Annotated in this window: 23 protein-coding genes; 12 read left to right on the top strand and 11 right to left on the bottom strand. The window is 43.4% G+C overall.

What is annotated here, in order from left to right; all coding sequences use genetic code 11:
• The first annotated feature begins 11 nt into the window (after positions 1-11).
• Positions 12-1115: a phosphate regulon sensor histidine kinase PhoR gene (phoR, locus tag JMX95_RS11010; RefSeq protein WP_201502572.1), complete on the top strand. Its 1104-nt coding sequence runs from the start codon at positions 12-14 to the stop codon at positions 1113-1115.
• On the opposite strand, the gene JMX95_RS11005 is transcribed toward phoR, so the two are convergent.
• On the bottom strand, positions 1112-1714 hold the full coding sequence (locus tag JMX95_RS11005; RefSeq protein WP_201560813.1) for a M23 family metallopeptidase: 603 nt from the start codon (positions 1712-1714) through the stop codon (positions 1112-1114). The genes phoR and JMX95_RS11005 overlap by 4 nt on opposite strands.
• Before the next feature lie 195 nt (positions 1715-1909).
• Between JMX95_RS11005 and JMX95_RS11000 the strand changes: the two genes are divergently transcribed.
• Positions 1910-2599, top strand: coding sequence for a putative quorum-sensing-regulated virulence factor (locus tag JMX95_RS11000; protein ID WP_201560812.1), 690 nt, complete (start codon positions 1910-1912; stop codon positions 2597-2599).
• Positions 2600-2638: 39 nt separating this feature from the next.
• On the opposite strand, the gene JMX95_RS10995 is transcribed toward JMX95_RS11000, so the two are convergent.
• Positions 2639-3526 (bottom strand): alpha/beta fold hydrolase, encoded by an 888-nt coding sequence (locus JMX95_RS10995; RefSeq protein ID WP_201560811.1) that lies wholly within the window; start codon positions 3524-3526, stop codon positions 2639-2641.
• Between the two features lie 286 nt (positions 3527-3812).
• On the opposite strand from JMX95_RS10995, the gene JMX95_RS10990 reads away from it, so the two are divergent.
• Positions 3813-4490, top strand: a complete 678-nt coding sequence (locus tag JMX95_RS10990; RefSeq protein ID WP_045455284.1) for a TIGR00730 family Rossman fold protein — start codon at positions 3813-3815, stop codon at positions 4488-4490.
• A gap of 122 nt (positions 4491-4612) precedes the next feature.
• Here the strand turns inward: JMX95_RS10990 and JMX95_RS10985 are convergent, their stop codons facing one another.
• Positions 4613-6253 (bottom strand): FAD-dependent oxidoreductase, encoded by a 1641-nt coding sequence (locus tag JMX95_RS10985; RefSeq protein ID WP_201560810.1) that lies wholly within the window; start codon positions 6251-6253, stop codon positions 4613-4615.
• A gap of 499 nt (positions 6254-6752) precedes the next feature.
• Here JMX95_RS10985 and JMX95_RS10980 point away from each other — a divergent pair, with 499 nt between their 5' ends.
• Positions 6753-7187 carry a hypothetical protein gene (locus JMX95_RS10980; RefSeq protein WP_045447953.1) on the top strand — a complete coding sequence of 145 codons (435 nt, stop codon included), beginning with the start codon at positions 6753-6755 and terminating at the stop codon, positions 7185-7187.
• A gap of 109 nt (positions 7188-7296) precedes the next feature.
• Here the strand turns inward: JMX95_RS10980 and JMX95_RS10975 are convergent, their stop codons facing one another.
• On the bottom strand, positions 7297-8385 hold the full coding sequence (locus tag JMX95_RS10975) for a peptidoglycan bridge formation glycyltransferase FemA/FemB family protein (protein ID WP_201560809.1): 1089 nt from the start codon (positions 8383-8385) through the stop codon (positions 7297-7299).
• Between the two features lie 228 nt (positions 8386-8613).
• On the bottom strand, positions 8614-9237 hold the full coding sequence (locus JMX95_RS10970; protein ID WP_201560808.1) for a YceI family protein: 624 nt from the start codon (positions 9235-9237) through the stop codon (positions 8614-8616).
• A 467-nt stretch (positions 9238-9704) separates the two neighbouring features.
• On the opposite strand from JMX95_RS10970, the gene JMX95_RS10965 reads away from it, so the two are divergent.
• The gene (locus tag JMX95_RS10965) at positions 9705-9986 is read left to right on the top strand and encodes a type B 50S ribosomal protein L31 (RefSeq protein WP_011281173.1); all 282 of its coding nucleotides are present in this window, start codon (positions 9705-9707) and stop codon (positions 9984-9986) included.
• Positions 9987-10126: 140 nt separating this feature from the next.
• On the opposite strand, the gene JMX95_RS10960 is transcribed toward JMX95_RS10965, so the two are convergent.
• The 4 genes from JMX95_RS10960 to JMX95_RS10945 form a co-directional block, all read right to left on the bottom strand.
• The gene (locus JMX95_RS10960; RefSeq protein ID WP_201560807.1) at positions 10127-10969 is read right to left on the bottom strand and encodes an SGNH/GDSL hydrolase family protein; all 843 of its coding nucleotides are present in this window, start codon (positions 10967-10969) and stop codon (positions 10127-10129) included.
• A gap of 4 nt (positions 10970-10973) precedes the next feature.
• A complete protein-coding gene (locus JMX95_RS10955; protein WP_201560806.1) occupies positions 10974-12371 on the bottom strand; it encodes a nicotinate phosphoribosyltransferase in 1398 nt (465 codons plus the stop codon).
• Between the two features lie 133 nt (positions 12372-12504).
• Positions 12505-13554 (bottom strand): bifunctional nicotinamide-nucleotide adenylyltransferase/Nudix hydroxylase, encoded by a 1050-nt coding sequence (locus JMX95_RS10950; RefSeq protein ID WP_201560805.1) that lies wholly within the window; start codon positions 13552-13554, stop codon positions 12505-12507.
• A 177-nt stretch (positions 13555-13731) separates the two neighbouring features.
• Positions 13732-14691, bottom strand: coding sequence for an alpha/beta fold hydrolase (locus JMX95_RS10945; RefSeq protein WP_201560804.1), 960 nt, complete (start codon positions 14689-14691; stop codon positions 13732-13734).
• 859 nt (positions 14692-15550) lie between these two features.
• Here JMX95_RS10945 and nfuA point away from each other — a divergent pair.
• Positions 15551-16234 carry a Fe-S biogenesis protein NfuA gene (nfuA, locus tag JMX95_RS10940; RefSeq protein WP_045455268.1) on the top strand — a complete coding sequence of 228 codons (684 nt, stop codon included), beginning with the start codon at positions 15551-15553 and terminating at the stop codon, positions 16232-16234.
• A gap of 206 nt (positions 16235-16440) precedes the next feature.
• Positions 16441-17763: an O-acetylhomoserine aminocarboxypropyltransferase/cysteine synthase family protein gene (locus tag JMX95_RS10935; protein WP_201502561.1), complete on the top strand. Its 1323-nt coding sequence runs from the start codon at positions 16441-16443 to the stop codon at positions 17761-17763.
• 139 nt (positions 17764-17902) lie between these two features.
• Here the strand turns inward: JMX95_RS10935 and JMX95_RS10930 are convergent, their stop codons facing one another.
• Complete coding sequence (locus JMX95_RS10930; RefSeq protein WP_198330257.1) at positions 17903-18922, bottom strand: adenosine kinase; 1020 nt, start codon at positions 18920-18922, stop codon at positions 17903-17905.
• Between the two features lie 54 nt (positions 18923-18976).
• The gene (rsmI, locus tag JMX95_RS10925; RefSeq protein WP_201560803.1) at positions 18977-19945 is read right to left on the bottom strand and encodes a 16S rRNA (cytidine(1402)-2'-O)-methyltransferase; all 969 of its coding nucleotides are present in this window, start codon (positions 19943-19945) and stop codon (positions 18977-18979) included.
• A 135-nt stretch (positions 19946-20080) separates the two neighbouring features.
• Here rsmI and JMX95_RS10920 point away from each other — a divergent pair, with 135 nt between their 5' ends.
• The 5 genes from JMX95_RS10920 (at position 20081) to murA (ending at position 24826) form a co-directional block, all read left to right on the top strand.
• Positions 20081-20566 carry a YraN family protein gene (locus JMX95_RS10920; protein ID WP_201560802.1) on the top strand — a complete coding sequence of 162 codons (486 nt, stop codon included), beginning with the start codon at positions 20081-20083 and terminating at the stop codon, positions 20564-20566.
• Positions 20567-20782: 216 nt separating this feature from the next.
• Positions 20783-21622 carry a BON domain-containing protein gene (locus JMX95_RS10915; RefSeq protein ID WP_201560801.1) on the top strand — a complete coding sequence of 280 codons (840 nt, stop codon included), beginning with the start codon at positions 20783-20785 and terminating at the stop codon, positions 21620-21622.
• A gap of 448 nt (positions 21623-22070) precedes the next feature.
• On the top strand, positions 22071-23078 hold the full coding sequence (locus tag JMX95_RS10910; RefSeq protein WP_227676052.1) for an alpha/beta hydrolase: 1008 nt from the start codon (positions 22071-22073) through the stop codon (positions 23076-23078).
• A gap of 122 nt (positions 23079-23200) precedes the next feature.
• Positions 23201-23452, top strand: a complete 252-nt coding sequence (locus tag JMX95_RS10905) for a BolA family protein (RefSeq protein ID WP_010200621.1) — start codon at positions 23201-23203, stop codon at positions 23450-23452.
• 105 nt (positions 23453-23557) lie between these two features.
• Positions 23558-24826 carry a UDP-N-acetylglucosamine 1-carboxyvinyltransferase gene (murA, locus tag JMX95_RS10900; RefSeq protein ID WP_201540651.1) on the top strand — a complete coding sequence of 423 codons (1269 nt, stop codon included), beginning with the start codon at positions 23558-23560 and terminating at the stop codon, positions 24824-24826.
• Positions 24827-24908: the final 82 nt, after the last annotated feature.

The following is a 24908-nucleotide window of genomic DNA, read 5'->3' as shown; positions in this document are numbered from 1 at the left end:
AAGGATGATGGATGAACACCCTAATATCGGCTCAAGGCGACCAACAAAATAAGTCACTGCTAGCAACTCAGCAGAATACAACGGATCAACTCAAAAAAATTAGAAGCGCACTACGTGCATTGCGTGATGCGGTGGTTTTGCTCAATGACGATGATGGGCTTGAATGGTGGAATCAGGCCGCCGAAGATTTAATGTTGTTACAGTTGTCAGATAAAGGTAAGTGCATTTTTGACTTTATTAGTGCGCCTGAATTTCGTCAGTATTATCAGGCGACGACCAACCCTAACGATGGTGCTCAGGATGGTGTGCACATTGTCTCGTGGCGCGCGCCCAAGCGTTATCTGAAATGTGAGCTCACGCCTTTTGGTGATGAGAAGCTGCTCATTATTTATGATGTGACGCGCTTGCATCATTTGGAGGAGATGCGCCGCGACTTTGTGGCGAATGTCTCGCATGAGTTACGCACACCATTGACCGTCATGATGGGCTATCTAGAAAATTTTTCGGATCAGCCAGATATGCCGCCGCATTGGAAGCGCGGGTTTGAGCTGATGAGCCAACAGACTGCGCGTATGAATAGAATTGTGAATGACTTATTGCTGTTATCTCGCATCGAAATCGAAGAAACCCATGAGCTCAGTTATATTGATATGACCAAGCTGCTGACCCATGTTTATGATGATGCGCAAGCGTACAATCAAGAGTATGGGCATACCATTCACTTGCAGATAGATACTTATGACGGACTGTATGGCTCAGAGATGTATCTAAATAGCGCGCTTTCTAATCTGGTGATTAATGCCATCAAATACACGCCCAAGGGCGGTAATATCGCCATTAGTTGGACAAAAACGTCAGAAGGTTGCCGATTTGCCGTCGAAGACAACGGTATTGGTATTGCACCTGAGCATATCGCACGGTTGACGGAGCGTTTTTATCGTATTGATAAAGGTCGTAGTCGGGCGACTGGCGGCACAGGGCTAGGTTTGGCAATCGTTAAACACGTTTTATATCAGCATGAGGCTAACTTACAAATTGAATCAGTAGAAGGGGTAGGCTCGACGTTCAGTATGGTATTTCCAGCTGCCCACATTAGATCAGCTGCGGTACCCTAATCTTTTTGTAAAAGTGGATAGGGGTTCACTGCACTGCCGCTGATATAAATACCGTAATGTACATGTGGCGGCGTACCTTTTGCATTGCCACTGTCGCCGACGTAGCCGATGATATCGCCGGCATTAACCCAGTCGTTTGGACTAATATCTGCATAATCTTCTAAATGCGCATAATAATGCCCTGCGCTGCCTGGTCCAACCACCACCACCACACGACCGCCTAACGTATTTTCACCAACTTTGCTGACGATGCCTTGTGTCGTGGCTCGTATTGGTGTGCCTCGTGCGGCAAAGATATCGATACCTTCATGACTGCGACCTTGACTGCGTGCAGCGCCCCATGTATCTGTTAGATGTTGCTCTGGAAGTGGACTGGGTAAGCTGTTTTCCGTCGGTAGTTCCTGCTGTAATAAACTGAGCTGTTGCCATTTTGCCATCACAAATGACTGAGTTTGTTGGCTGATACTGGGTAAGAGCCTATCAAATACAAATAATAGCATCAACAATACAGCCGCTTTAATAAGCACACTGAGTACACGATTTAAAAAGGTTGGCTTTTTCTTTGGCTTTAATTGTGGATTACTGTCATCTGCTGGCATCTATCTCTCTTCAGTTTTTTAAATGGACTTCAATTGATATTATATAAGTGAAGTTATCTATTCTTTGTATGCCATTGTTATCTCTAGTTTTTATCCCCATAAACATAACGTTTCTTTTAAAGTTTACGTATTTTTAAAACGTTACATAAAATACCAATGTTGTTATCTATTATTGTTATCCATGGCTGAACTTTTATGACTGATACTGCGCTGATTATCGATACCGAAACCGACCAAGGTCGTGATCCGCGTCCGATTCAAGTGGCGACTATTAATGCGATGACGGGCTTTGAGTGGATGAAGTACTTTAATAGTGGTCGTTCGATATCACCAGTTGTCATTAGAATTCATGGTATTACTGATGAGGATGTCGCTGGTCTTGAGCGCTTTGATTTAGAGGCGTTTGAGTTGCCGCAGTATTTGATTGGTCATAACGTCCGCTTTGATTGGCGGGTTATTGGCAGTCCGTCTACTAAGTTGATATGTACGGTTCGGCTGGCGCGTGTGGCTTTTCCAGAGTGGAGTGCTTATGGTCAGTCCAAATGTATCGAGCAATTATTAGGCAAAAAGCAAGCAAGTAGGATGACGATTGCCGCTCATGATGCGCTGGGCGATGCGCGTATGTGTTATTTGCTTTATCAGGCGTGTTGTGAGCGCCTAGCCATTGCACCGATGGATTTTGCTGCTGTCCATGCTATCGCCAATAAAGCCAATCCAGTGAGCAAAATGCCCTTTGGCAAACATAAAGGTACGCTGATTAAAGACGTGCCCATCAGCTACGTAAAATGGATGCTAGGTAATATCCATAATATGCAGCCGTCGCTTTATTCTGCCTTAACCAAGCGTGTCAAAGCAGAACAGGCAGCAAAAAATACGCAAGACTAAATAGAATTGCATTTGAATAGGTTAACTAAACCGAACTTATTACTTCTTAGCTAGCCAATCAACCGCTATTTGCCACAGCTGTGGGGCTTTAGCGTTGGTTCTGCTACTAAAATAGCGCATATGACCGATGCTGTTTAGACCAAAGTCTTTAGGATCTAAAAACTGTTTTTCGACTGGCATTTTAGTAAAAACACGAATCATATCATCCATATTTTTGCTATTGGCAATGTCATCATCACTAAACCCCAGCCATAATGATGGCATAGTAATGTCATCATAAAAGTGCGTTTGTATACTTTTGCCAAAGGCTGTTTTGATATAGCCTGCGCCATTACACCATTCGCGCCACTGCCGAGACACGCCCCGTGGTAGCGGTTCGCCCATACCAATTTTATCTGACGGCGTGTACCCTAACGTCAAGTTGGCGAGTGGAATAAAGGCATCCATAAAACCCATCGCCTTGAGTTTATAGGGCATGCTCATATTTTTAATACGACCTGATGAGCAGGCGACATTGAACACTGAAGCGAGCGCACTATAATTTGGCATCAAACCAATCAGCTGACCGCCTGCACTATGCCCAATTAAATGATAGGTGGCGTCGGAAAATTCATCTTGCAATGCATCAAGGACGGCTGGCATATCATGGCGACCCCAGCTAATCAGCGATGCATCGCATTTAGCCAATGCAGACGACAGCGATTCACCGATGCCTTCATTGTCAAAGGTTAGTACACCAAAGCCATTTTCTGCTAAGTGAGTGGCAAAATTGTGATAAAACTGGCGCTTGATACCCGTTGCTGGCGCGATCATAACCGTTTTTTTTACCTCATTTTTAGGGCGATAGACAGTCGCTGCCAGTGCCTGATTGCGCTCAGTCATGATACTCAGTGAGTAAATATCCGTCTGGTACTGTTTATTTTTCATGCTTTAACCTTCATATTGTTAGGGTTCTATGCGGTGTGGAGTGGCTATTTATTTGCAATTATTTATCAATAATTTGCTCTTAAAATGTAGTCATTACGTAGTGATAAACCGCTTAAATTAGCTGATAACCACCTGATAGCATCGCTTATGTTAAGATAAATGCTGGCAAGCAAGGCGTTCAATTGTGACTTTCAAGTTCTATGCTATTTATCTTGGGTGGTATTATCCATTAGGGTTTTAACGAGTATTTAACAAAAACAATCGATATAAAAATTAAGGAAGCTATATGCAAATGAAAATTAACAATGACACTTATGAAGTCATTACCAGTCAAGACATTACCAATATTGAAAAAGCAGTGGATAAATCAACGTTAACGATGCCGTTGGTAGCGGTTTATTGTGGTTCGCGTTTGGGCAATAATGAAGTCTACGAGCAGGCAGCCCGCGAGTTGGGTAGTGCGCTTGCTGACAATGGCATGGGTTTGGTCTACGGCGGCGCGAGCATCGGGCTGATGGGTGCCGTTGCAGATGAGGTGATTCAAGGCGGTGCGCAAGCGGTCGGTGTGATTCCAACGTTTATGCTCAAGCACGAAATTGCTCATGAGCAGCTGACTCGTCTGCATTTAACCGATACCATGCACACCCGTAAAACCGTGATGGCAGAGTACGCGGATGCTTTTATTACCTTGCCGGGCGGGCTTGGTACCTTAGAAGAAATTATGGAAATCGCTACGTGGCGTCAGCTATATCAACATGAAAAACCGATGATTATTCTGAATATCAATGGTTTCTATGATCGTATGATCGAGCACTTAAAATATACGGCTGACCAAGGTTTTATGAAACAAGAAGATCTGGAGCGTTTGGTAGTATGTAACACGATTAATGAAGCCATTGAGCTATTAAAAACAGTCGTAAAAATAGACGATGCAGTCGATACCGAAAAAATGGCTGGTAATTAAGAGTACATATTTCTATAGATGAATACTTTTATATATAAATATTTCATCTATAAAAAAGGAGAGAAGGGCTGATCATTAGCCCTTCTCTCCTTTTTTTTGTTCAATTTTTAATAGAACGCTTTTTATATCTCAGTAGCACCTGCATCATTAACCGTGTTGAAACCCTTTAAAGTTGTCTCGCCAATACCGTGATTCACATCAGCCATTGCCAATGGAAAGCCTCGTTGCTCAGCCAGTGTACGCGCGACTTCATCAATCGCCATGCTATCGTGTTTTGTTAAATACGCCCAATTATGAGCATAACGATTGCGGTTGGCTGGCGTGTCATGATCGATTAAGCCAAGTTCAGTCAATTCATCAACGATTTGATCGGCAGCAATCAAAGTTGATGATGCTTTGACGTTTTCCGCACGAGCATAGCGAATATTAGAGTACAAGCTTACATCAGCCACTCGCAGCGTATCGTCCTCACCGGGAATTTGCTGCCCACCATATAGCGCGTTACCGACCGTACGTGCGCTATGGAAGGTCGGTACAAACTCCGCTACATAATCAATCGCTTGCTGACTACGCGCTTGTAACGGTGCTTTATCCCAGCCATCTTCGATGTAGTGCACATACTGTGGCGGCAGCTTAGGTTGGGCGCTGTCTTTGCTAGAGGCGACCAAGCCATCATCGAATAGTGTGATAAATTTGCTCATGCCATGTATTTGAAAATAACCACCGGGGTAAGGCGTGAGTTGTGCCATGCCTTCAGGTGTGCCGCGACTGCCATAAACGATAATCTCTGGTATCTGTCCGCCAGTATCATCCCAGTGGGTAATATAAGACGATTTAAACTCGACCATACGCGTGACTTTGACCCCGACCATATCGTCGATGACGCCCGTACGAAAACCGCAAGCGTTGATTAAATAATCCACTTCGATAGATTCAGTTGTATTTTCAGTTGTATTTTCAGTTGTATTTTCAGTTGCAAATTTGGTTGTAAGCTTAGTTTCAGAGCTGGCAGCTTGCTGATAATCAATACGCCATTTAGTAACATGATGGTCAGCGTTTGAGCAGTTTTCACAATCAACAGGCATAACTTGCTTAACCTGCGTATCAGTAAAGACGTGTGCATGCTCATAATCTGCTAATGCCAATTGCGCAGAGGCCGCCAAGCGAAAAATATTCCAGCCGTACTCTTGCACGACAATCAGTGGAAACTTGACTTTATTTAAGTCCAAATACTTAGCGACTGGTATCATCCATTCATCAACTGACCGCGGCACAGTGACTTGTTCACGTTCTGACAGCGCAATGAGTTGCTCATGACTATAAAGCTGATAGTAGTTTTCAGGTTCGCCCAACACTTTGTTATTAGCATCTTCGGCGATAAGCTTACGATACGCATCAGTCAAGATATCAAGACGTGGTAGCAAGTCTTCTGGCAAGCCTTCATCGCGAGTTGGTACGGCAAATACTGTTGGGCGAACATCGATGGTATAAGGATAAAGGCGCAATATATCGATACATTGTTTGAGGAGAGCCACACAATCTTCATCAGGAATTTCGCGGTATAGATTGCCGCCAGCATGCAAGTGACACATCGGTGGACCATCAATCAGCGATTTGTTTTTTTCAAATACATAAGTTTCAAGCCCCAATGCCGCAAGGCGAATAGCAATGGTTGCTCCTGCCGTACCACCACCAAGAATACCGACGCGTTTGGCAGAGTGCGCTTGGTTTTTCACTGGGTTTTTAATGAAAGAGTGAGTCATTGTCGTTGTTATATCCTTAATAGCAGTTACAGCAGGTCATGCTCGGTGTATTTGTTAAATAGTTTATTCTAAAATCTTATTTTAAAAAATTTGTCCTAATGGATGTTGTTCTAAGCCGTTTATAACTATTGATATGCGTGCAAAGGACGTCAAGTTCAATATGCATATGAAGCCGCAAGGGTCATATTTGTCATTGTGTAGTAATTCTTAATTTATATAGGGTATTCTACGAAAAATGACAGCCAATATGACGGCAAATACGTAAGTAGATACGTGAGTTTTGTCAATGAATGGCTATGCCAGTTTAACCAATTTGCAAATATATAAGCTTTTGTAAATTTATATAGGGATAGAAACGACTGCGCTGTTGCATATGCTATATTAAAACTGCTCAAAGTCAGCGGTAGGGTTTTTTTGCCATTGAAATCATCTGACGATGAGAAAAATCCAAATAAAAACTTATGATGATAATCACAATCAAAATGACAAGGAAGTTATTATGAAACGTATGCTTATATTATCGGCTCTCACCGGTGTTTTAACGCTTACTGGTTGTACTACGTTAAACAATGTATTCGGCAATGATGATTCTGGCATGCATGATGTACAAGCCACCAATAAAAATACCGCGCCAGTCGCGAGTAAAAACGGCATGTTAGTCGATGCAAGCAATCACATGACCTTATATACCTTTGACAAAGATGGGATGAACAAATCAGAGTGTGGTAGTGCCTGTCTAATTGCTTGGCCAGCATTTATGGCACCGAGTAATGCCAAAGCGTCAGGGCAGTTTGCAGCGTTTCAACGCGAAGATGGCAAGTATCAATGGGCGGTAAATGGTAAGCCGTTATATTTCTACGCCAATGATACAAAGGTGGGCGATAAAGATGGCGACAATAAACTGGGCGTTTGGCATATTGTCAAAACCAAGTAAAGTAAGCCCATTGTCTACCGAAATGAAAGACAATTAGCATCAAAAAAGCAGCCATTGTAATGGCTGCTTTTTTATTGGCTTGACTGATTAGAATCGTAAAATAACGCGATCAAATATCTGCCAAAGCTTCAGCTTGTTCAGTCTCCAAGATAGTTTCTTTAGTAGGCTCTTTTCTATATAAAGGGAAAAAATCGGAGCGTAAATCATTTTCGATGAACCAGCTATCAGCGACTAATGCTGCGTATTTTGCTGGATTAACGACGAGTCTATAAGTTTTGAATAATGACTCTTGTGAGCTAAACCCTTTTTTATACTCGTATAAAGAATCTAGATTAGAGCCTACGCCGCCGCCAAGATGCAGTAATTTATAATGATTGGTTCGGCCCCAATCACGAGCCACATGGGTAATAAGTTTGGAAGGTTGTAGATGGGTATAAGCGTTGAGCGTGCCTCCGAGATGAAATTGCATAATGCCCGATTCTTTACAGATTGTGTAGATAGAGGAACCAATGGCTTTATTATCCTGATAGGCAGTTATCAGTAGTATTCTGTCTTGCAGATTTTCGAGCAAATTAAAAAAGTAATCATCATCAAAGAAGTAGTACTGATCTGCCTTCACCTGCGCCATCGTTTCTTTGTATATATTGGAAAACATCACTACATTCTCTCTGGTTAAACGCTCAATTTTTGTCACGACATCCATTTTTAAGGCTTTTTTAATACCTCTACGATGACGATTTTGAGTCTCGCTCCAGTGCTCCTCTTCAGATTTACTCAAGTCAGACATCAATGTCAATCCATGAGTGAGTGCTTTGCCGACCGTTGGTAGCCACTCTTTATTGATGATTGGATGCAGTCGCATGAATAAAGACACACAGCCTTTTTCTAAGAGAAAGCCCCTTACTTCTGCCAATATTATGTCTAATTCGGCATCAGTGAGAGACTTATCCATGACAGGACCGCCGTAACCATAAGTAGAGGTAGCATCCCAATGCTCTGAGTCGATTTCTCTTATAATGAGAGGTAAAAAGATTTTTTTATTGTTATAAGTGGCAATCACTCCTTGAGGAGTGCCTTTATCTACAATAGCTGACGCAGCAATCCAACCAGATAAGTGATAAATATCAAAGTGATAATCAGCGATGTTTTTATCCCAGTCTTTATTTATCTCGGCAAAGTCTACCTGTACTGTATCCATCTTTCTGCTCCCTCAGCGTTATGTTTTATATTCGTAAATCCGTATATATGAATATAACAATAAAAACTGAGGTTAACAAGCAAATGGAAAGTATTTATGCGATTTATTAAATATATATAAATGTCGAGTGAGTTGATTCATTATTGTCAAAAAAGCAGCCATCATAATGGCTGCTTTTTTTAGAGTATGTAGAGGAGGTAGCGATTTGTGCTTGGCTAAAAATTAGACTTATTTAGATTTTTTGTTGGTTTGCGATTTTTTCTCTATCAACTCACCATCGATTTGGATCGGGACATTGGTGGTAATGCCATCTGCGAAAGCTGTCATACCATAGGCTGCGCGATCAATATTACCCGTTGCACGGAAGCCAATAACTGGCTCTTTGGTAAGAGGGCTGTTGGCGATTTTATTCAAAGTCACATCCAGCGTTAGTGGTTTGGTTTGACCCAGCATAGTAAAGTTACCTGTGACCTTGGCTTGTTGCGGATTTATAAATTTTACGCTGGTTGATTTAAAGATCATGGTTGGATATTTGGCGACGTTAAAAAATTCAGCCTTTTTTAAATGCTCATCACGTGCATCCCAATTGGTGTCAATGCTATCGGTTGCAATGGTGAAGCTCATATTGGTTTTACTGGGTGATTTGACGTCGTAATTAATGACCCCTTTGACGTCGTTAAAATGACCCATGGTGGTCGAAAATCCTAAGTGATTGACAGAAAATCCCACACGGGTGTGCGAGTCGTCTAATTGCCATTGACTAGGTAATGCCGCACTTGCAACAGTGGTGAGTGCCAGTGCTGAGCTGATAAGCAGGGCTTTTGCGCTATTATTCATAACAGTATTTATCATTATATTGTCCTTATTGAGTGTTTATAAATAGTGGGTGCTTGATTAATGAGGCGAAATAAGACGGTATCCATCATCATTAACAAATGATTAATATCAAAAATAAATTATTAACTAAATCTAAATCTACAATATATATTGATTATTTAAACTAATTTAATATTATACTTACATACCGTATACCTCTCAACAAAATAGAGATTTTGGTGACAACTTATCACATATATCACTCACAACTGCTGCTTGCGTCTAGCGATAAAAACCGTTAAAATCGCGGTTTGATTTTCCCGCTGGGGAAAGGCTAAGTGAGCAGAGGAATGGTGTTGGGTGCTGGAATAAGCCAGTGACGCAGCCGCCATACTTATCAATGTCCCTTAGTGCCTCAGTTACGTATGTCATGACTTGCTTGACACATCGTCTAAGATGGTGTTCAAGAGTGCTATACATACATCGGACATAGAGAGTTTATTATGCGTAAAGATATCCATCCTAATTACCAAGAAGTTTTATTCCATGACACTAACGCTGACGTTTTTTTCTTAACTCGTTCAACCGTTAAAACCAAAACCACTCGTGAATACGAAGGGTCAGAATATCCATACTACCCGCTTGATATCTCAAGTGCGTCGCATCCATTCTATACTGGCGAACAACGCAAAACTTCTACTGAAGGCCGTGTTGCTAGCTTCAACAAACGCTTTGGTGCATTTGGTGGCCGTAAGAAAGCTGCTGATACTGACGCTGCAGAATAATTCACACGTATTGCGTGATATTATTTTGAGCATGTGTTTTTTCAAACATGCACAGCTATAGTATTAAGAACATAAAAAAACCGCTGACTATTCAGCGGTTTTTTTTGTTTAAGTTTTTAGAAGTAACGCCTCAATGGTTTTTAATCAGTCAACTCAGCATCGTAAGGGTTCAGTAACTGTATAATCAACTCTGACAATTGCTGCGCCCAATAGCCATACATGAGGCTGCTAGGATGAAAACCGTCACTGGCAAACATCACTTTGATATCGATTGGAGTACCGTTCGAATGCTCTGCTATCATTCGTGGAAAGTCAGTGGCCATGTAGGTGACACTATCATGAGCGGCGCAAACTTGCTGCAATGTCTTATCAAGGATAGAGGCTTTAGCACCCACAAAGTTACTTAGCGGGGCAGGTATCGCAGGCATCTGTGCCATCGGCGGCAGGCTTAAAAAAATCAATTCTCGCACGCCAAATTTACGCTGAGCGATAGCGATAATACTTTCAATTTGCTGTTGCCATTTATCCACCGAGACTTTAGAGGTGGTGTCGTTAACGCCGACACTCAGCACCATCACATCAACAGGCTGGCTAGGCGCGGGTAGAACATAAAGCCTACGCAAGATATCAAAGCTGGTATGCCCCGTCGTCGCTTGCAATGACCAGTTCAGTATATCAAACTGATTTTGGATAGCAGACTGCTGCGTCAAAACAGGAATTAAGTTACCGACAAGCGCTTCTTGCTGCGTCTCACTACCGACGCCAGCCGCCGCCGAATCGCCAACGACCATTAGGTTTAATGTCCGCTTGTGCGCTTCTTTTGGCGACTCAATCGCGTCATTTAATTGAACTTGCCCGTGCCTTTCACCATTTGGCTCAGGTAGACGTACCGTATTACGCTTAATTTTGCGCCCTTGATAAAAATAAATAGGAGCAAGCAGTACATCTCTTGCCACCGAGGCGATTTTATTGTTATTTATCATATTGCTACCATCCTGCACGCTCCCGAATAGTGGTGAGATTGTCTTCAATTAATAATTTACCATCGACATAAATATCACGCAGTAGGTTATCTGCGTCTGCAGATAGGTCTTCAGCCTTGATGGTTTTTAGCTGTCCATTGCTGCTTTTGACCAGCGCCAAACGTCCCTTCTTTGAGCGTTTAGAGCGGCTGGTAATCGGGTCTTTATAGATGTCTGTCCATGTGCCATCGATAGAGATAGCGCTGGCTTTCATCGCCCAGCTCATGGTGTCGCGGTTGACTTGCTGTAATAGACCACCGCCCATACCAAAGGTCACATTCTCTGCGCTAAACCCTGCTTTCATGACCACATCAATGATCTTAGTTAAGCTTTGTGGGCTGATGCCATCCCCTTGGATGACACGTACATAATCAGGCAGCACTTTATAGCCTTTACTATTAATCGTTGTTCCAAATTTTACTGCCAAGCGCTCTAAGGCTTCGCGAACCACTTTGGCAGGCTCACCACTATCGGGTCGGATAACCAAAGTCCCGCCCATATTTTTCACATCATCTTTTAAGCTGCCGCCCCAGATATTATCGATGGCGTTCCATAAGTCGTAGCTGTCAGAGACCACTGAAAAGCTTTTACCTACGCCACCAAACTGCTCAATCATATTGGCAAAAGCAGCGGTTTCGCCATCACGACCCCACGCGGTCATGGTGCTATGCTCAGCAGCAGGAATAGAAAACGCGGGCATATCCTTATCCATGTGATACCAGCGGCTGGCAGCCACCAACGCTGTCATCGAATCGGTTCCAGCAAAGTTCACTAAATGCGCTAAGCTGCCGAGCGCGACAGACTCCTGACTAGATGCCCCGCGCGAGCCAAAATCATGCAAACGAAAAGTGAGTGATTCGGTATTGTCTGCTGATTTTTCTAACGCCTGACGAATAATGTTTTTGCAATAATGCGAGACACTAGCGACGGTTGATGGATACCAAATGGCACGAAGCAAAGCAGTCTCGATATAGCTTGGCAGCCAATAAAACTCAGGATCGGTATTGATAACTTGGCAGACGACGTTGGACACGGGTACGATGCTACCTTCAGGTATGGCTTCGATACGCAGTGGTAAATAACCGCCATGTTTATCAACCAAACGCTCCCAGCCAGCACGGTTAAAGGTCAAACCGTGTGCTTGAATGACCATTTCGGCTTCATCAATGTCTTGATGAGTGATTGGCGTGCTTAGATATTCTTTAATAAAGGCTTGCAAGCCAAAGAACACCACATCGTAGTCGCCTTTACGCGCCTCAATATAGCTGGACAGATACTCACTACCTTTTGGATATTGCACCCAATGTGAGGTTTTGTAACTGTCGCTATTTAGAATTAAATTGTTTAAATTGCTGGTATACATCACAGAACTCCTCTGCTTTGAGATGCCGTAGCTGCGTTAATGAAAGAACAGTTACGGCGATTAGCCCTTGCTGTCTATCAGCTTGGGCGTGAAAAATTGTTGATGAAAAGTCGGATAATCGCCTGATAAAATCCTACAAACCGACCATTTTAGTAATAATTGCATAATGGTCTTCAAACATCATGGTGGCGTCAAGCTCAGCGAGTGGTAGCCAGAATGCTGTGGCAGCATCGTCGCCACCTTTGACTTTTGGCAAGCCTTTTGGGTCATTTTTAAGTTGAAAATAAAAGGCTTGGGTAATCGTACGACCACGTGCTGAGCGATATGGGTCATCAAAGGTATGCTGACTATGACAAGAGCCGCGCAATACTGGCTCAGGGACTTTTAGGCGAGTCTCCTCACGTAGCTCACGGATACATGCATCGAATAAGGTCTCTTTTGGATTCAAAAATCCGCCTGGTAATGCCCACAGTCCGCGCCCTGGCATGCTGCGGCGCTCAACCAATAGAATATGTCCTGACTGGACAATCAGAGCATCTGCTGTCATAAAGGTTGGTGGATAAGGCGCTGATTCCCACTGTCTTTTATATTTATCAATAAAGTCGGCTTCTTCGTGCAGATTTTGATATTCGTCTGTCTTTTTGAAATCATTTAGAACCTTGCGCGTCGACTCAGGCGTGCGTTCAGGAGTCGGGGTCGCACCCATTAGATAGCTATCGCGAATCGGGGTAGCGGATAGGTTGTGATAGCTCGGTACTGAGACGGACGCCCAGTTGGGGAATAGCGATAAATAATACGAGGAGCTGTCTTTGGAATGACCAATCAAGCCGATATCAGTTTGCAAATCACCAGTAACAGACTTCACGCCTGCTTGCACGTACTGTAGCCAGCGTGTGTCGTTGTAGAGTGCATCATCTAGAGCAACGCAGTGAATACGTGCTGCTTCTGCTGCTGAATATGCGCCTTTAATCATGGCAGCACGCTCAGCGACACTAAAGGGATTGCGTAAACTACGCGGTAAGTTAGCAGAGCCGATCAACATAATGACATTATCAGCACGCTTCAATGCTTCGTCGATGACCGCTTTATGTCCACGATGGAAGGGCTGGAAACGCCCGATAAAAATCAAATAACGATAGTGTTTATTGTCTTTAGCTGAACTTTGCTCTGATGATTCGCTCATATACGCCACTTTCCTACTACGGATATTTCATTGGTTAAAATTTATTGAGTAAAAAGTAATGACGCCAATACTGACACAGCCTATCACTCGCTGACAAGTATAAAGATGTTTAGAGGTGTGCGGTTTTTGGTTATAGTCCGTACCATGTTGTAGTTAGGCTACAACCGCACCGCTATTTTAACGGGCATGCTGCTCAACCCACGCGGTAACTGTTGGCCAAATTTCGTGAGCGGCGTTACGACTGATCATAATGCGGCTGTGTGTATAATCGTCCAAATCTCCATGGCTGAGCGAGTATTCTCGAAAAATATTGGCAGGGTTTTTAAAGGGTTCAAAAAATAGCTGACAACCACGAGTAGGGGAGATGAAATTGTCGCCTTTTGCGCTGATAGCATAGATAGGTATCGTGATTTTTGGCATCTGTTGCCGGTAGTCTAAAGGTGCATCATCAGCGGCGAATGTATCCATGCTGGCTGTCTTAAATGTACGTTGCTTAAGAAAACTGCTGTTAAAGTTTTTTTGTAGATTCCAGTCGTACCACTGGCTCATCATATGATAGCTTTCATTAAAAGGCCCTAGCTTGATTTTTTTAGCAGGGATATAGCCAACCAGCCGCGTGAATAATTTTGCTATAAGAATTTTAGTATGATTTATCGGATTTATTGCAGCGCCATAAGCTTGGCAGGCAAACATGCTAGCGCTATTAATCTTATCGATATAGCAGGGATGCTGGATCAAAAACATCGTTAAGCCAACCCCGCCGCCGCTATGGGTGACGCAATGTAGATTATCGAGTTTTAATTCCTCAAAAAGATAGCGAAAAGTCGCTTCATAGTCATAGGTTGCAACCGTTTCGAAATTGAATTTTTCTTTGGGTATTGAGCTTGCGCCATGACCGCGCCATTCCATGATGTAGCAATGATGACCGAGGCGGGCTAGATACTCAGCGATTTTCAAACAGGTTTGTTTGTCCGAAAACGTGCCGTGCGTCAAAAATATGTTTTGAGATTTTATGGCAAAGGTATTGGTGGTAAGGGTATCGCTCTTTGTTTTATTTTTTGTATTATCCACAATCTTCCAAACGGCTACTTGTTCGTCGTCTTTGGTCGTTACTAGATTCAGTGTTTGTGTCATCATAAGATTGATTCAACTAAAATATGAAATTTCTGCTAGCTTAAATGTAATGTTTAACAATGAAAATTATAGTAATAAATATAAAGATGCTAAAAAATTGCGTTATAAAATAGCGTTTGAACATCCTCTTTTCTTCGATATCTAAGCGATCTCTATAGTCAATATAAAAGAATATCAACTGGAGTAATGGATTGCGAAAAAATACCAACGCTACATGAATTTTGATATAGCGGGACATAATTTCTTTTACAGCTTTGGTATAGTCAACACCCTCCGGTACTAAAAGCGCGACGACTATAATAAGGGCAACAAGAATGCCTAATATAATGATCAATAAGTAAACCTATAAAAAGGTATTTAGGACAATACACTTTACCTTGTAAATAGATCTAAAACTAGCGCTAGAAAATAGCAAGCATGATAAGTGCTTTGGTTGTATGGTCTCACACAGTGTTAGACATGCCGTAGCATTCGGAAGAAAGTAGGTGGTTAGTTAGTGTTCTAGGTGCTTGATAATCACGGTTGCTGTCTTTATATAGTAGGGGATATATCAATCATTAGATAAGTGCTATTTGTCGTGTCTATTTCGTCATTGTTAATAAAGCATTGATAAAACCGATAGCAGTCATTTGTGAGCATTTTGGTTTAATTCACAGTAGCGCAGTCGGAATTGTCGGCTGAGTACGTTATAATAGCTGCTATAAATTGAGCAAAATGTTATAACAACGGCAGTCAATATTTTAAGACAACAGACTGTAATGATTGATAACCCGCATAACTTATACCCGCTACCTAATTTTAAATTCACGACACAGTAGCCATAACAGATATAGCGTTTGTGTCATAACGCATAGGACATATTATGAGTGAGCACAACCAAGCTGAGAGCCAACTAGACCAGTCAGCAGACTATGAATCAGCGCTAGATACTGAGCAAACTGTAGCAAAAAGCAATATTACTATTACTGAGTCAGCCCAAAGCTACTTAGCAGATTTGTTATCCAAGCAGGATACCGATGGTATCGGCGTGCGTATTTTCGTTGAGCATCCAGGTACGCCGCGTGCAGAGTGCTGTATGGCTTATAACCAACCGGGCGAAGAGGATAGTGCGGACCTGCGTTTTACGTATGACAGTTTTTCTGCCTTTATCGAAGCGGCGTCTGTTCCTTATTTAGAAGATGCGGTGATTGATTATAATAAAGACCGTTTTGGTGGTCAGCTGACCTTCCGTGCACCAAATTCTAAAGTGCCTAAAGTGGGTGCGGATGCCAGTGTCGAAGAGCGTATCAACTACGTATTGCAGTCAGAGATTAATCCCGGCTTAGCGGCGCATGGTGGCGACGTACAACTGCTTGAACTGATTGATGAAGAAGGCGTTGGTCTGACTGCGGTATTGAAGTTTGGTGGTGGTTGCCAAGGCTGTTCAGCCGTTGACATGACCTTACGTCAAGGCGTTGAAGTGCAACTTAAGCAGCAAATACCAGAGTTGACGCAAGTGATTGATGAGACCGATCATACCCGTACCGAAAACGCTTACTATAAATAGAAATCTCAGTAAAAGCCAAAGCGTTAAGTAATATCTGAAGAGTTATTTTAATTAAAAAGCCAAGTTTTGATGAACTTGGCTTTTTTTATTGCTATGATTTGGGAGATTGTTTTTTAGCTGAATTTTCAGTGACATATTGTTGATTAATAATTTGTTGATTAGTCATTTATTGATTAATAACTTTTATCGAAATAAAGGAATATATGATGAGTGACGAACAAGCAGCCCAGCAAACAGCCCAAAAATCAGAGACGCCTCAACGTCTTGAGACCTTGGCGATTCACGCCGGTTATAGCGTTGAGCCAACGACCAAAGCGGTCGCAGTGCCGATTTATCACACCAGCTCGTACGCCTTTGATAACACTCAGCATGGTGCTGATTTGTTTGATCTAAAAGTTGCAGGCAATATTTATACCCGTATTATGAACCCGACCAATGCCGTGTTGGAGGAACGCGTCGCGGCACTCGAAGGCGGTATCGGTGCCCTTGCAGTAGCATCTGGCATGGCAGCCATTACTTATGCGATTCAAACCATCTGTGAAGCGGGCGATAATATCGTTGCTGTGTCGACCTTGTACGGCGGTACTTATAATTTGTTTGCCCATGCATTGCCGCGTCAAGGTATCGAAGTCCGCTTCTTTGATCACAAAAATCCTGAGGCGATTCGTGATTTGATCGATGATAAGACTAAGATGGTCTTTGCAGAAAGTATCGGTAATCCATTAGGTAACATCGTTGATATTCAAGCGCTGAGTGATATCGCACATGAATATGGTGTGCCAGTGGTGATTGATAGTACGGTTGCCACGCCTGCGTTATGTCGTCCTTTTGAGTTTGGTGCGGATATCGTGATTCATTCATTGACCAAATATATGAGTGGTACAGGTACCTCAATTGGTGGGGCGATTGTCGATAGTGGTAAATTCGCATGGGGCGACTATCCTGAGCGTTTTCCCTTATTGAACACGCCAGATCATAGTTATCACGGTGTGAACTTTGTCAAAGATGTCGGTGCAGCAGCCTTTATCGCTCGTGCTCGTGTGGCACCGCTGCGTAATACTGGCGCGGCACTTAGCCCGCTCAATGCTTTTGGTATTTTGCAGGGTATGGAGACATTGAGTCTACGTATGGAGCGCCATGTACAGAACGCGCAAGCCGTTGCGGAATATCTGCGTGACCATGACAAGGTTGCTTGGGTAAAGTATGCGGGTTTGCCAGATCATCCTGAGCATGAGCTTGCCAAAAAATACATGAAAGGCACGCCTTCTGCTATTTTGACCTTTGGAGTAAAAGGTGGCTTGGAAGCTGGTGCTCGCTTTATCGATGCGCTGCAGCTGATTACTCGTTTGGTCAATATCGGTGATGCCAAATCACTAGCCTGTCATCCAGCGACGACCACCCATCGCCAGCTCAATGAGCAAGAGCTCGAAAATGCAGGTGTAAGCACTGATATGGTACGTCTATCAATTGGTATCGAGCACATCGAAGATATCAAAGCGGATCTTGCGCAAGCATTAGCCTCGGCTTAGTATTAAACGCTTTTTATTGAACTGAGCAATGTGAGCTGAGCAATGTGAGCTGAGTAACTTGTCTCATGATTAATAATAAAAAAGCCCATATCAATTGAGATGGGCTTTTTTATTATTGGCAATGACAGATTTTTATAAGTTAAGCAGATAGTACACGCTTCGCAATATCTCTATAATCTTGTGAGGCTAATCGTGGTCCAAACTGTTGAATCACCTGCGCCGCCACTTCGCTGGCAAGACGACCACATTCAGGCAAGCTATAGTGCTGCGACAACGCGTATAAAAATGCTCCTGCGTAATTATCACCGGCACCGTTGGTATCAATGACATTAGTAACGATTGGTGTAGCAACTTCATAAATCTCAATCTCTGATTTATCATCAGCTTTATGAGCGATTGTTGCACCATTGGCACCATCAGTGACCACTGCTGTCTGGCAATACTCAAGCAGTGCGCGTGCGGCTGCCTTGACTTGTTTTTTGTCCGTAAAGAGTTTGGCTTCCTCACTATTACAGAATATCACTGCCACTTTATTGCCCAGCATATTGAGTAAACCGTCTTTGGCAAACTTCACCACGGCAGGATCAGCAAAACTTACGGCAATTTTTGCAGAATGAATCCCTGCTTGATGACGCAACTGAGTCATGGCAGGCTGAATACTCTCAGTCATGGCCAAGTAGCCTTCTATATATAACCAGTCAGCTTGTGTCAGCGCATCAAAATCGACATTTTCTGCGGTGATTTCGCTTGAAGTGCCGAGATAAGTTTGCATGGTGCGCTCGCCATCTTCAGTCACTGCGACCACACATGAACCCGTTACTCCGCCTGCATGGATAGATTTCTCTGAAGTTGCAACGCCTGCTTCATGTAAGTCTTTGAGGTAAAACTCGCCTTGTTGATCGTCACCAACGCGGCAGGCATAAAATGGCTTGCCGCCTAAACTGGCAAAGGTATACATCGTATTAGCCGCTGAGCCACCACCAGCCTGCTTTGATGGTGCAATTTCTGCCAGTTTAAAATACGCCAACAATTGCTGTTGCTCGTCGATACCTGCCAGCGTCATATTGCCTTTGGTCAAGTCAGTCTCTTCTAGCGCCGCATCTGACAGCACATATTCATGGTCAACCAATGCGTTGCCTATCGCCATTACATTGTACATCGCTCACTTCTCCTCAATGGTTTTATAACTGTCTTTAATATTAATATCCAAAAATTATTCAGCTTGTAGCTCAAGTAAGCGCTGATATAGCGCATTCTTTTTGACGCCAGTGATATCAGCGCCCAATGCAGCGGCTTTTTTAACCGATAAGTCCTCAAGCAAGCGCTGCAATAATTTATCATGAATACTGATGTCATCCGCATCCTGCACCACATTCACGCCAGCGACGACCACGACTATCTCACCGCGCTGTTGATTGTCATCAGCTTTGACAAATTCCACCAAATCCCCAAGAGTGCTTTTATGGACAGTCTCAAAGGTCTTAGTCAATTCACGGCAAAAAGTGACTTCACGATCTGCGCCAAATATAGTCGCCATGTCTTCTAAACTGGCGATAATACGGTGCGGTGCTTCATAAAATATCAGCGTTTCGGTACGTGAGTTTAATGCTGCTAATTGCTTTTGGCGACCGTGGGTTTTGGCGGGTAAAAACCCAATAAAGCTAAAGCGGTCTGAGGGCAGTCCTGCGACTGACAGTGCAGCAATGGCAGCAGAGGCACCAATGATAGGAGAGACTCTAACGCCTGCGGCATGAGCGGCCTGTACCAGTTGATAACCTGGATCACTGATGAGTGGCGTACCAGCATCACTTATCAAAGCAACCGAATGTCCTTGCTCGATCATCTCGATAATTTTGGGTGTTTGAATGGCACTATTGTGCTCATGGTATGCCCAAAGCTTGTTATGACCTTTTTGCTTGGTCGCGGTATCAGCGTCTGTCACGTTATTATCGGTATTATTTTTAGTGTTAGGAGCTTCTGACTCTTTTTCGTCGTCGGCTTTACTGCCTTTGGTATCAATGCCAAAATGCGACAATAGCTTACCTGAGGTACGGGTGTCTTCACAGGCAATGATGGCGACTTGTTTTAAAACATCGATGGCATGCGGCGTCATATCGCTCATATTGCCAATCGGCGTGGCAACGATATATAGACAAGCTGGCATCGCGGTAGGGCTAGACATGAAAACCTCGGAGTATTAAAAGCGGGAATTAAAATATAATGTGGCGCGCTGACTGACAAAACTGGTTAAAAATAGAACTTAAGCAAAGCATAAAACACCATACCAGCATCTGCACGCGAAAGTGGCTAGTTTAGCATGATGTGCTATGATAATTCTGAAATGTTAACGAGACCCATCGACCTTATGTGCAGTCATAAACCTTTGAACCTCACTTCACCAAGGCAGCGTCAAGGCAGTCTGTTTGAGCAGCAGGCGTGTGAGTTTTTACAATCGCAAGGATTGATTTTGATTGCCCAAAATTGGCAGCAGCCCAAAGTGGGTGAGCTGGATTTGATTATGCTGGAGACAGGTTCAGCATGGTCAACATTGGTATTTATCGAAGTGCGTCAACGGCAGCGTTCAGGTTTTGGTGGTGCTGCACTGAGCGTGACGGCAAGCAAACAACGTAAAGTGATTAGAACGGCGCAATATTTTTTGCAACAGCATCCTGAGTATGAGGATTATGACTGCCGGTTCGATGTCATCGCTTATGATACGGTAGGTACTCATATTAAGACTAGTGGTCAAAACATAGCAAATCAACCACAATGGCTCAAAGGTGCTTTTATAGCAGATACGTGATATTAGGATGCAAAAGCTACCCAACTAGAAGGTAGTAAGTACTTATCATCGAGTGAGCGTTACCAAAAACCTAACCGCTGATAGTAAAAATTAAGTAAAGTAGCTAAGTTGTTATTAACTGAATTAACAGTTGTCAAAACAAATGTTATTAGATTAAAACTGGCTCAATCAATTGACTTTATACGATCGTCACACTCATGTTCTAAGAGGTAAATCATGACACGGATGCATTTGCGCACTGCTATTTTTGGCTCATCACGCCGCACCGCGATAGGCGTTATGCTAATGACCAGCATCGTTACTACGGGCTGTACCACCAATTATTTGACCAATAGTACAGAAGGTACGTATGGTGTGCCGATGACAGAGCGTACCATTCCGCAGCGACTACTGGATCGCAGTATCGAACATACCGTTAAAATCAATGTTTATGGGTTAAAAGAAGACCTGCAACAAACCAGCCGTATGGGTATTGATAGCTTTAATAGTGAAGTGTTATTGACAGGTGAAGTACCCACTGAAGCCATCAAACTAGAAGTCGAAAAAGTCGTCAGCTCTATGCCAGATGTGCGTCATGTCTATAATGAGCTAAACGTCAGCGCGTCTAAAGGCTATAGCTCGACGGTTCATGATGGCTATATCACCTCAAAACTGCTGGCAAAAGTCGCCGCGAGTGATGGCGTCAAAGCCTCACAGATCAAAGCAGTGACCAATGATGGTGTGGTTTATATCATGGGACGTATGACACCGACTCAGCAGAGTCACCTAATCGATATCGCCAATAGCACCGTTGGTGTGACTGAGCTGGTGCTGCTGACGACCGTCGTTGATGACAGGGGCGTAAAGATAAGTAAAGACGACATTATGTCTGAAAATAACTTGGTAAATCCTGCTTCAGCACCAGTCGTTGTGGACGGGGTAGCTGCTGCTAGCGTTAATAATTCTGAAGCGCCAGCGTCCGTTGCTACATCGACTCCTATCGTCGTGACCGAAGATGGCACAACCGTTGAGCAACCATCATCAAGCCCATATATAGACCTGTATCAAGATCCGTAAAAAGTGTTCTAAAACACAGCTGTTATTTATTAATAAAACAAAAAAACAGTGGCTAAATAGCTTGTAGCGTAAGCTATTTGCCCCGTCAGTTTAAACCGTGTTTAATGACAAGAAACCTAAACACTGTTAACAGGAAAAACACGAGAACTTCTGAGCCAGCCAGTAAGATATAAAAAGCGAAGAATAGACAAGACAGTACTAGGGCGTGTCTTCATTTCAAAAATGGCGATAAAAATGAGATAAATTGCCGTCAAACAAGAAAAATAGCGTAGATAATATCGGGATATTAACCAGCTATTTGACGATGTTTGGCAATATTTATCCATTTTTAGCCCATTTAGATGACTATTGAGTGAATTGAAGACACGCCCTAGTGCTTATTTTATAAAAGGACTATCGCAGTGCTGTTACTTTTGACTCATGTATAAATATAATAGGGATACTGGCAATGAAGGATGCAAACAAGCACTTAGAATATAATAAAAGCCGTCAAAAAATAAATAATGAAAGCATGACTAATAATACTGCTAGCAAAGTAGGCATTCTAAAATTCACAGGTGTCGCTGCCTTAGCACTGGGTAGCGTTGCCCTAGCCACCCAGAATGCGCAAGCTCTATCGCCACTGGCTATCGTCAATGGCATTACTGCTAGTGGCGGCGTTGGCGTCAGCAAAAATATTCTTTATGGTGATGAGCCCGATCAAGATTTGGATATTTATTATCCCAAGCCATTAGCACAAGCGATGAAAGCCCAAAGCGCCATCAATGATGGTACGATTAATGATAGCTATCCGATGGTGGTGTTTGTGCACGGTGGCTCATGGGAGAGTGGCAATAAAGAACAGTATGCCTTTGTCGGTCAGAGTTTGGCGCAAGCAGGTTATGTCACCGCCGTGATTAATTATCGTAAAGCGCCTGAGCATGTGTACCCTGATTATGTCAAAGATACAGCGCAAGCGATTGCTTGGAGTATCAATAATGCTCCGAGCTTACATGCTGATCCTAAACGCTTGGCGGTCATTGGACATTCTGCTGGTGCATTTAACGCGGTTGCAGCGGTCGCCAATGAAGATTTTTTAGCGCCTTATGGTATTAAGCCAAAGGATATTACCGCGGTCGTGGGTATTGCGGGTCCTTATAGTTATGACTTCCGTAAATTTGATAGCGCCACTGCCTTTGCTGCTGATGCTACGCCAGACGAGGTCATGCCAGACCGTCAAATCAAAGGTGAGCAGCCCCCGTATTTATTGTTGACTGCCGAAAAAGACAAAGTAGTGTACGCGACCAATACGATTAAAATGACCAAAGCGTTGCAAGAGGCGGGCGTCACCGTAGAAAATGGTGAAATAAAAGGTGCCAGTCATGCGACCAGTATTGGTGCGATGGCACCGCCGCTACGTTGGGTCAATGATGTACGCGCGCAAGTACTGACGTACTTGGATAAAATGCTCAAATAATGGACGGCAATCAGAAGTTAGGTGCAGTTGCGTAAGACAGTACTGTAAGATGCTTAAACTCTTGTTATAATGTCGTCACTTTAAATCTATACCCTATCTGACACTTTAAGGCAGAATATTTTATGAGCATGAACGCTGACGATTTGATTGCATTTTTACAGACTCACTTCCCAGACGCTTTTATTCAAGCTGCCAATCAAGGTAATAAGTTTGATGTACGCGTGGTTGATGCCAGTTTTGAAGGTAAGCGTGCCGTGCAACGTCAGCAGGCGATTTATGCATTAGTCAATGATAAGATCGCCAGTGGCGATATTCATGCGCTCAATATTCAAGCGCTGACGCCTGCTGAATGGGACGTTCAATCCAAGGGCTAGACCGTTATACATATGATTTGGCTTGTTAGACTGGCTATTATGTTGGCTAGGTGTGATTGGTCTGATTTTCACTATTTTAATACTCATCGTTAGGTTGTCACTTCTATGGATCAATTTTTAATCACTGGTAGTAGTCGTATCGCAGGGGAAGTTACTATCTCAGGCGCCAAAAATGCTGCTTTGCCGTTACTTGCCGCTATGATATTGGCCGAGACGCCAACGACATTGCACAATGTGCCATCGTTACAAGATGTGCGGACCTTGATTGAATTGATCGGTGGCATGGGTATCAAAATCCAAAAGCAGGACGATACTGTCACCTGCGATACCAAAAATATCGATAATTTCTATGCACCGTATGATTTAGTAAAGACCATGCGCGCCTCAATTTTAGTGCTTGGACCATTGCTAGCACGTTTTGGTGAGGCAGAAGTGTCATTGCCCGGCGGTTGTGCCATTGGTTCACGTCCTGTTGACCAACACCTAAAAGCCTTTGAGGCGATGGGTGCTGAAATTAGTGTCGAAAATGGTTACGTAAAAGCACAAGCGCCAAAAGGCGGTAAGCTGATTGGTTGTAACTACTCTTTTGATATGATTACCGTGGGCGGTACTGAAAACGTTATTATGGCAGCCGCACTTGCTAAAGGTACGACCGTCTTAGGTAATTGTGCCCTTGAGCCAGAAGTCGTTGATTTGGCCAATATGTTGGTCGCGATGGGCGCTAAAATCAGCGGTATCGGTACTTCGATTATGACCATCGAAGGCGTTGAGCGCTTACACGGTTGTGAGTATTCGGTGGTACCGGATCGTATCGAAACAGGCTCATACCTTGCTGGCGCACTCATGACGCGTGGCGATGTGTTGACTAAAAACACCTCTGCGCTATTACTAACACCTGTATTAGAAAAATTCGAAGACATGGGTGCCATTATTACCACTGGTGATGGTTGGATTCGTGCGCAGATGAAAGGTCGCCCTAAAGCGGTTGATATCCGTACTCAGCCGCATCCAGGTTTCCCAACCGATATGCAAGCGCAGGTCATGGCTATTGCGTGTTTGGCGGATGGTACGAGTACCTTTATCGAAAATATCTTTGAAAACCGCTATATGCATGTCCCTGAGCTTAATCGTCTAGGCGCTTCTATCCAAGTAGATGGTCATACGGCCGTAGTAAAAGGCGTCGAAAACTTCACCGCTGCCCCTGTGATGGCGACTGATTTACGTGCGTCTATGTCATTGGTGATGGCAGCGGCAACTGCTGAAGGTGAAAGTTTAATCGACCGCATTTATCATATCGATCGTGGTTATGAGCATGTCGAAGAAAAGCTGCGTGCGCTTGGGGTCAATATCGAACGTATCAATACTAATGACTAATATCGATTTTCTTATCAAATCCATGATCTGAATGATTGATACGATTGGCGTTGATATGAATAGCTTAGTAACCTACCACTAA

The sequence above is a fragment of the Psychrobacter sp. NC44 genome (genome assembly GCF_904846655.1).
Classification (GTDB): Bacteria; Pseudomonadota; Gammaproteobacteria; order Pseudomonadales; family Moraxellaceae; genus Psychrobacter.
This window is presented reverse-complemented; position numbering and strand designations above follow the sequence as displayed.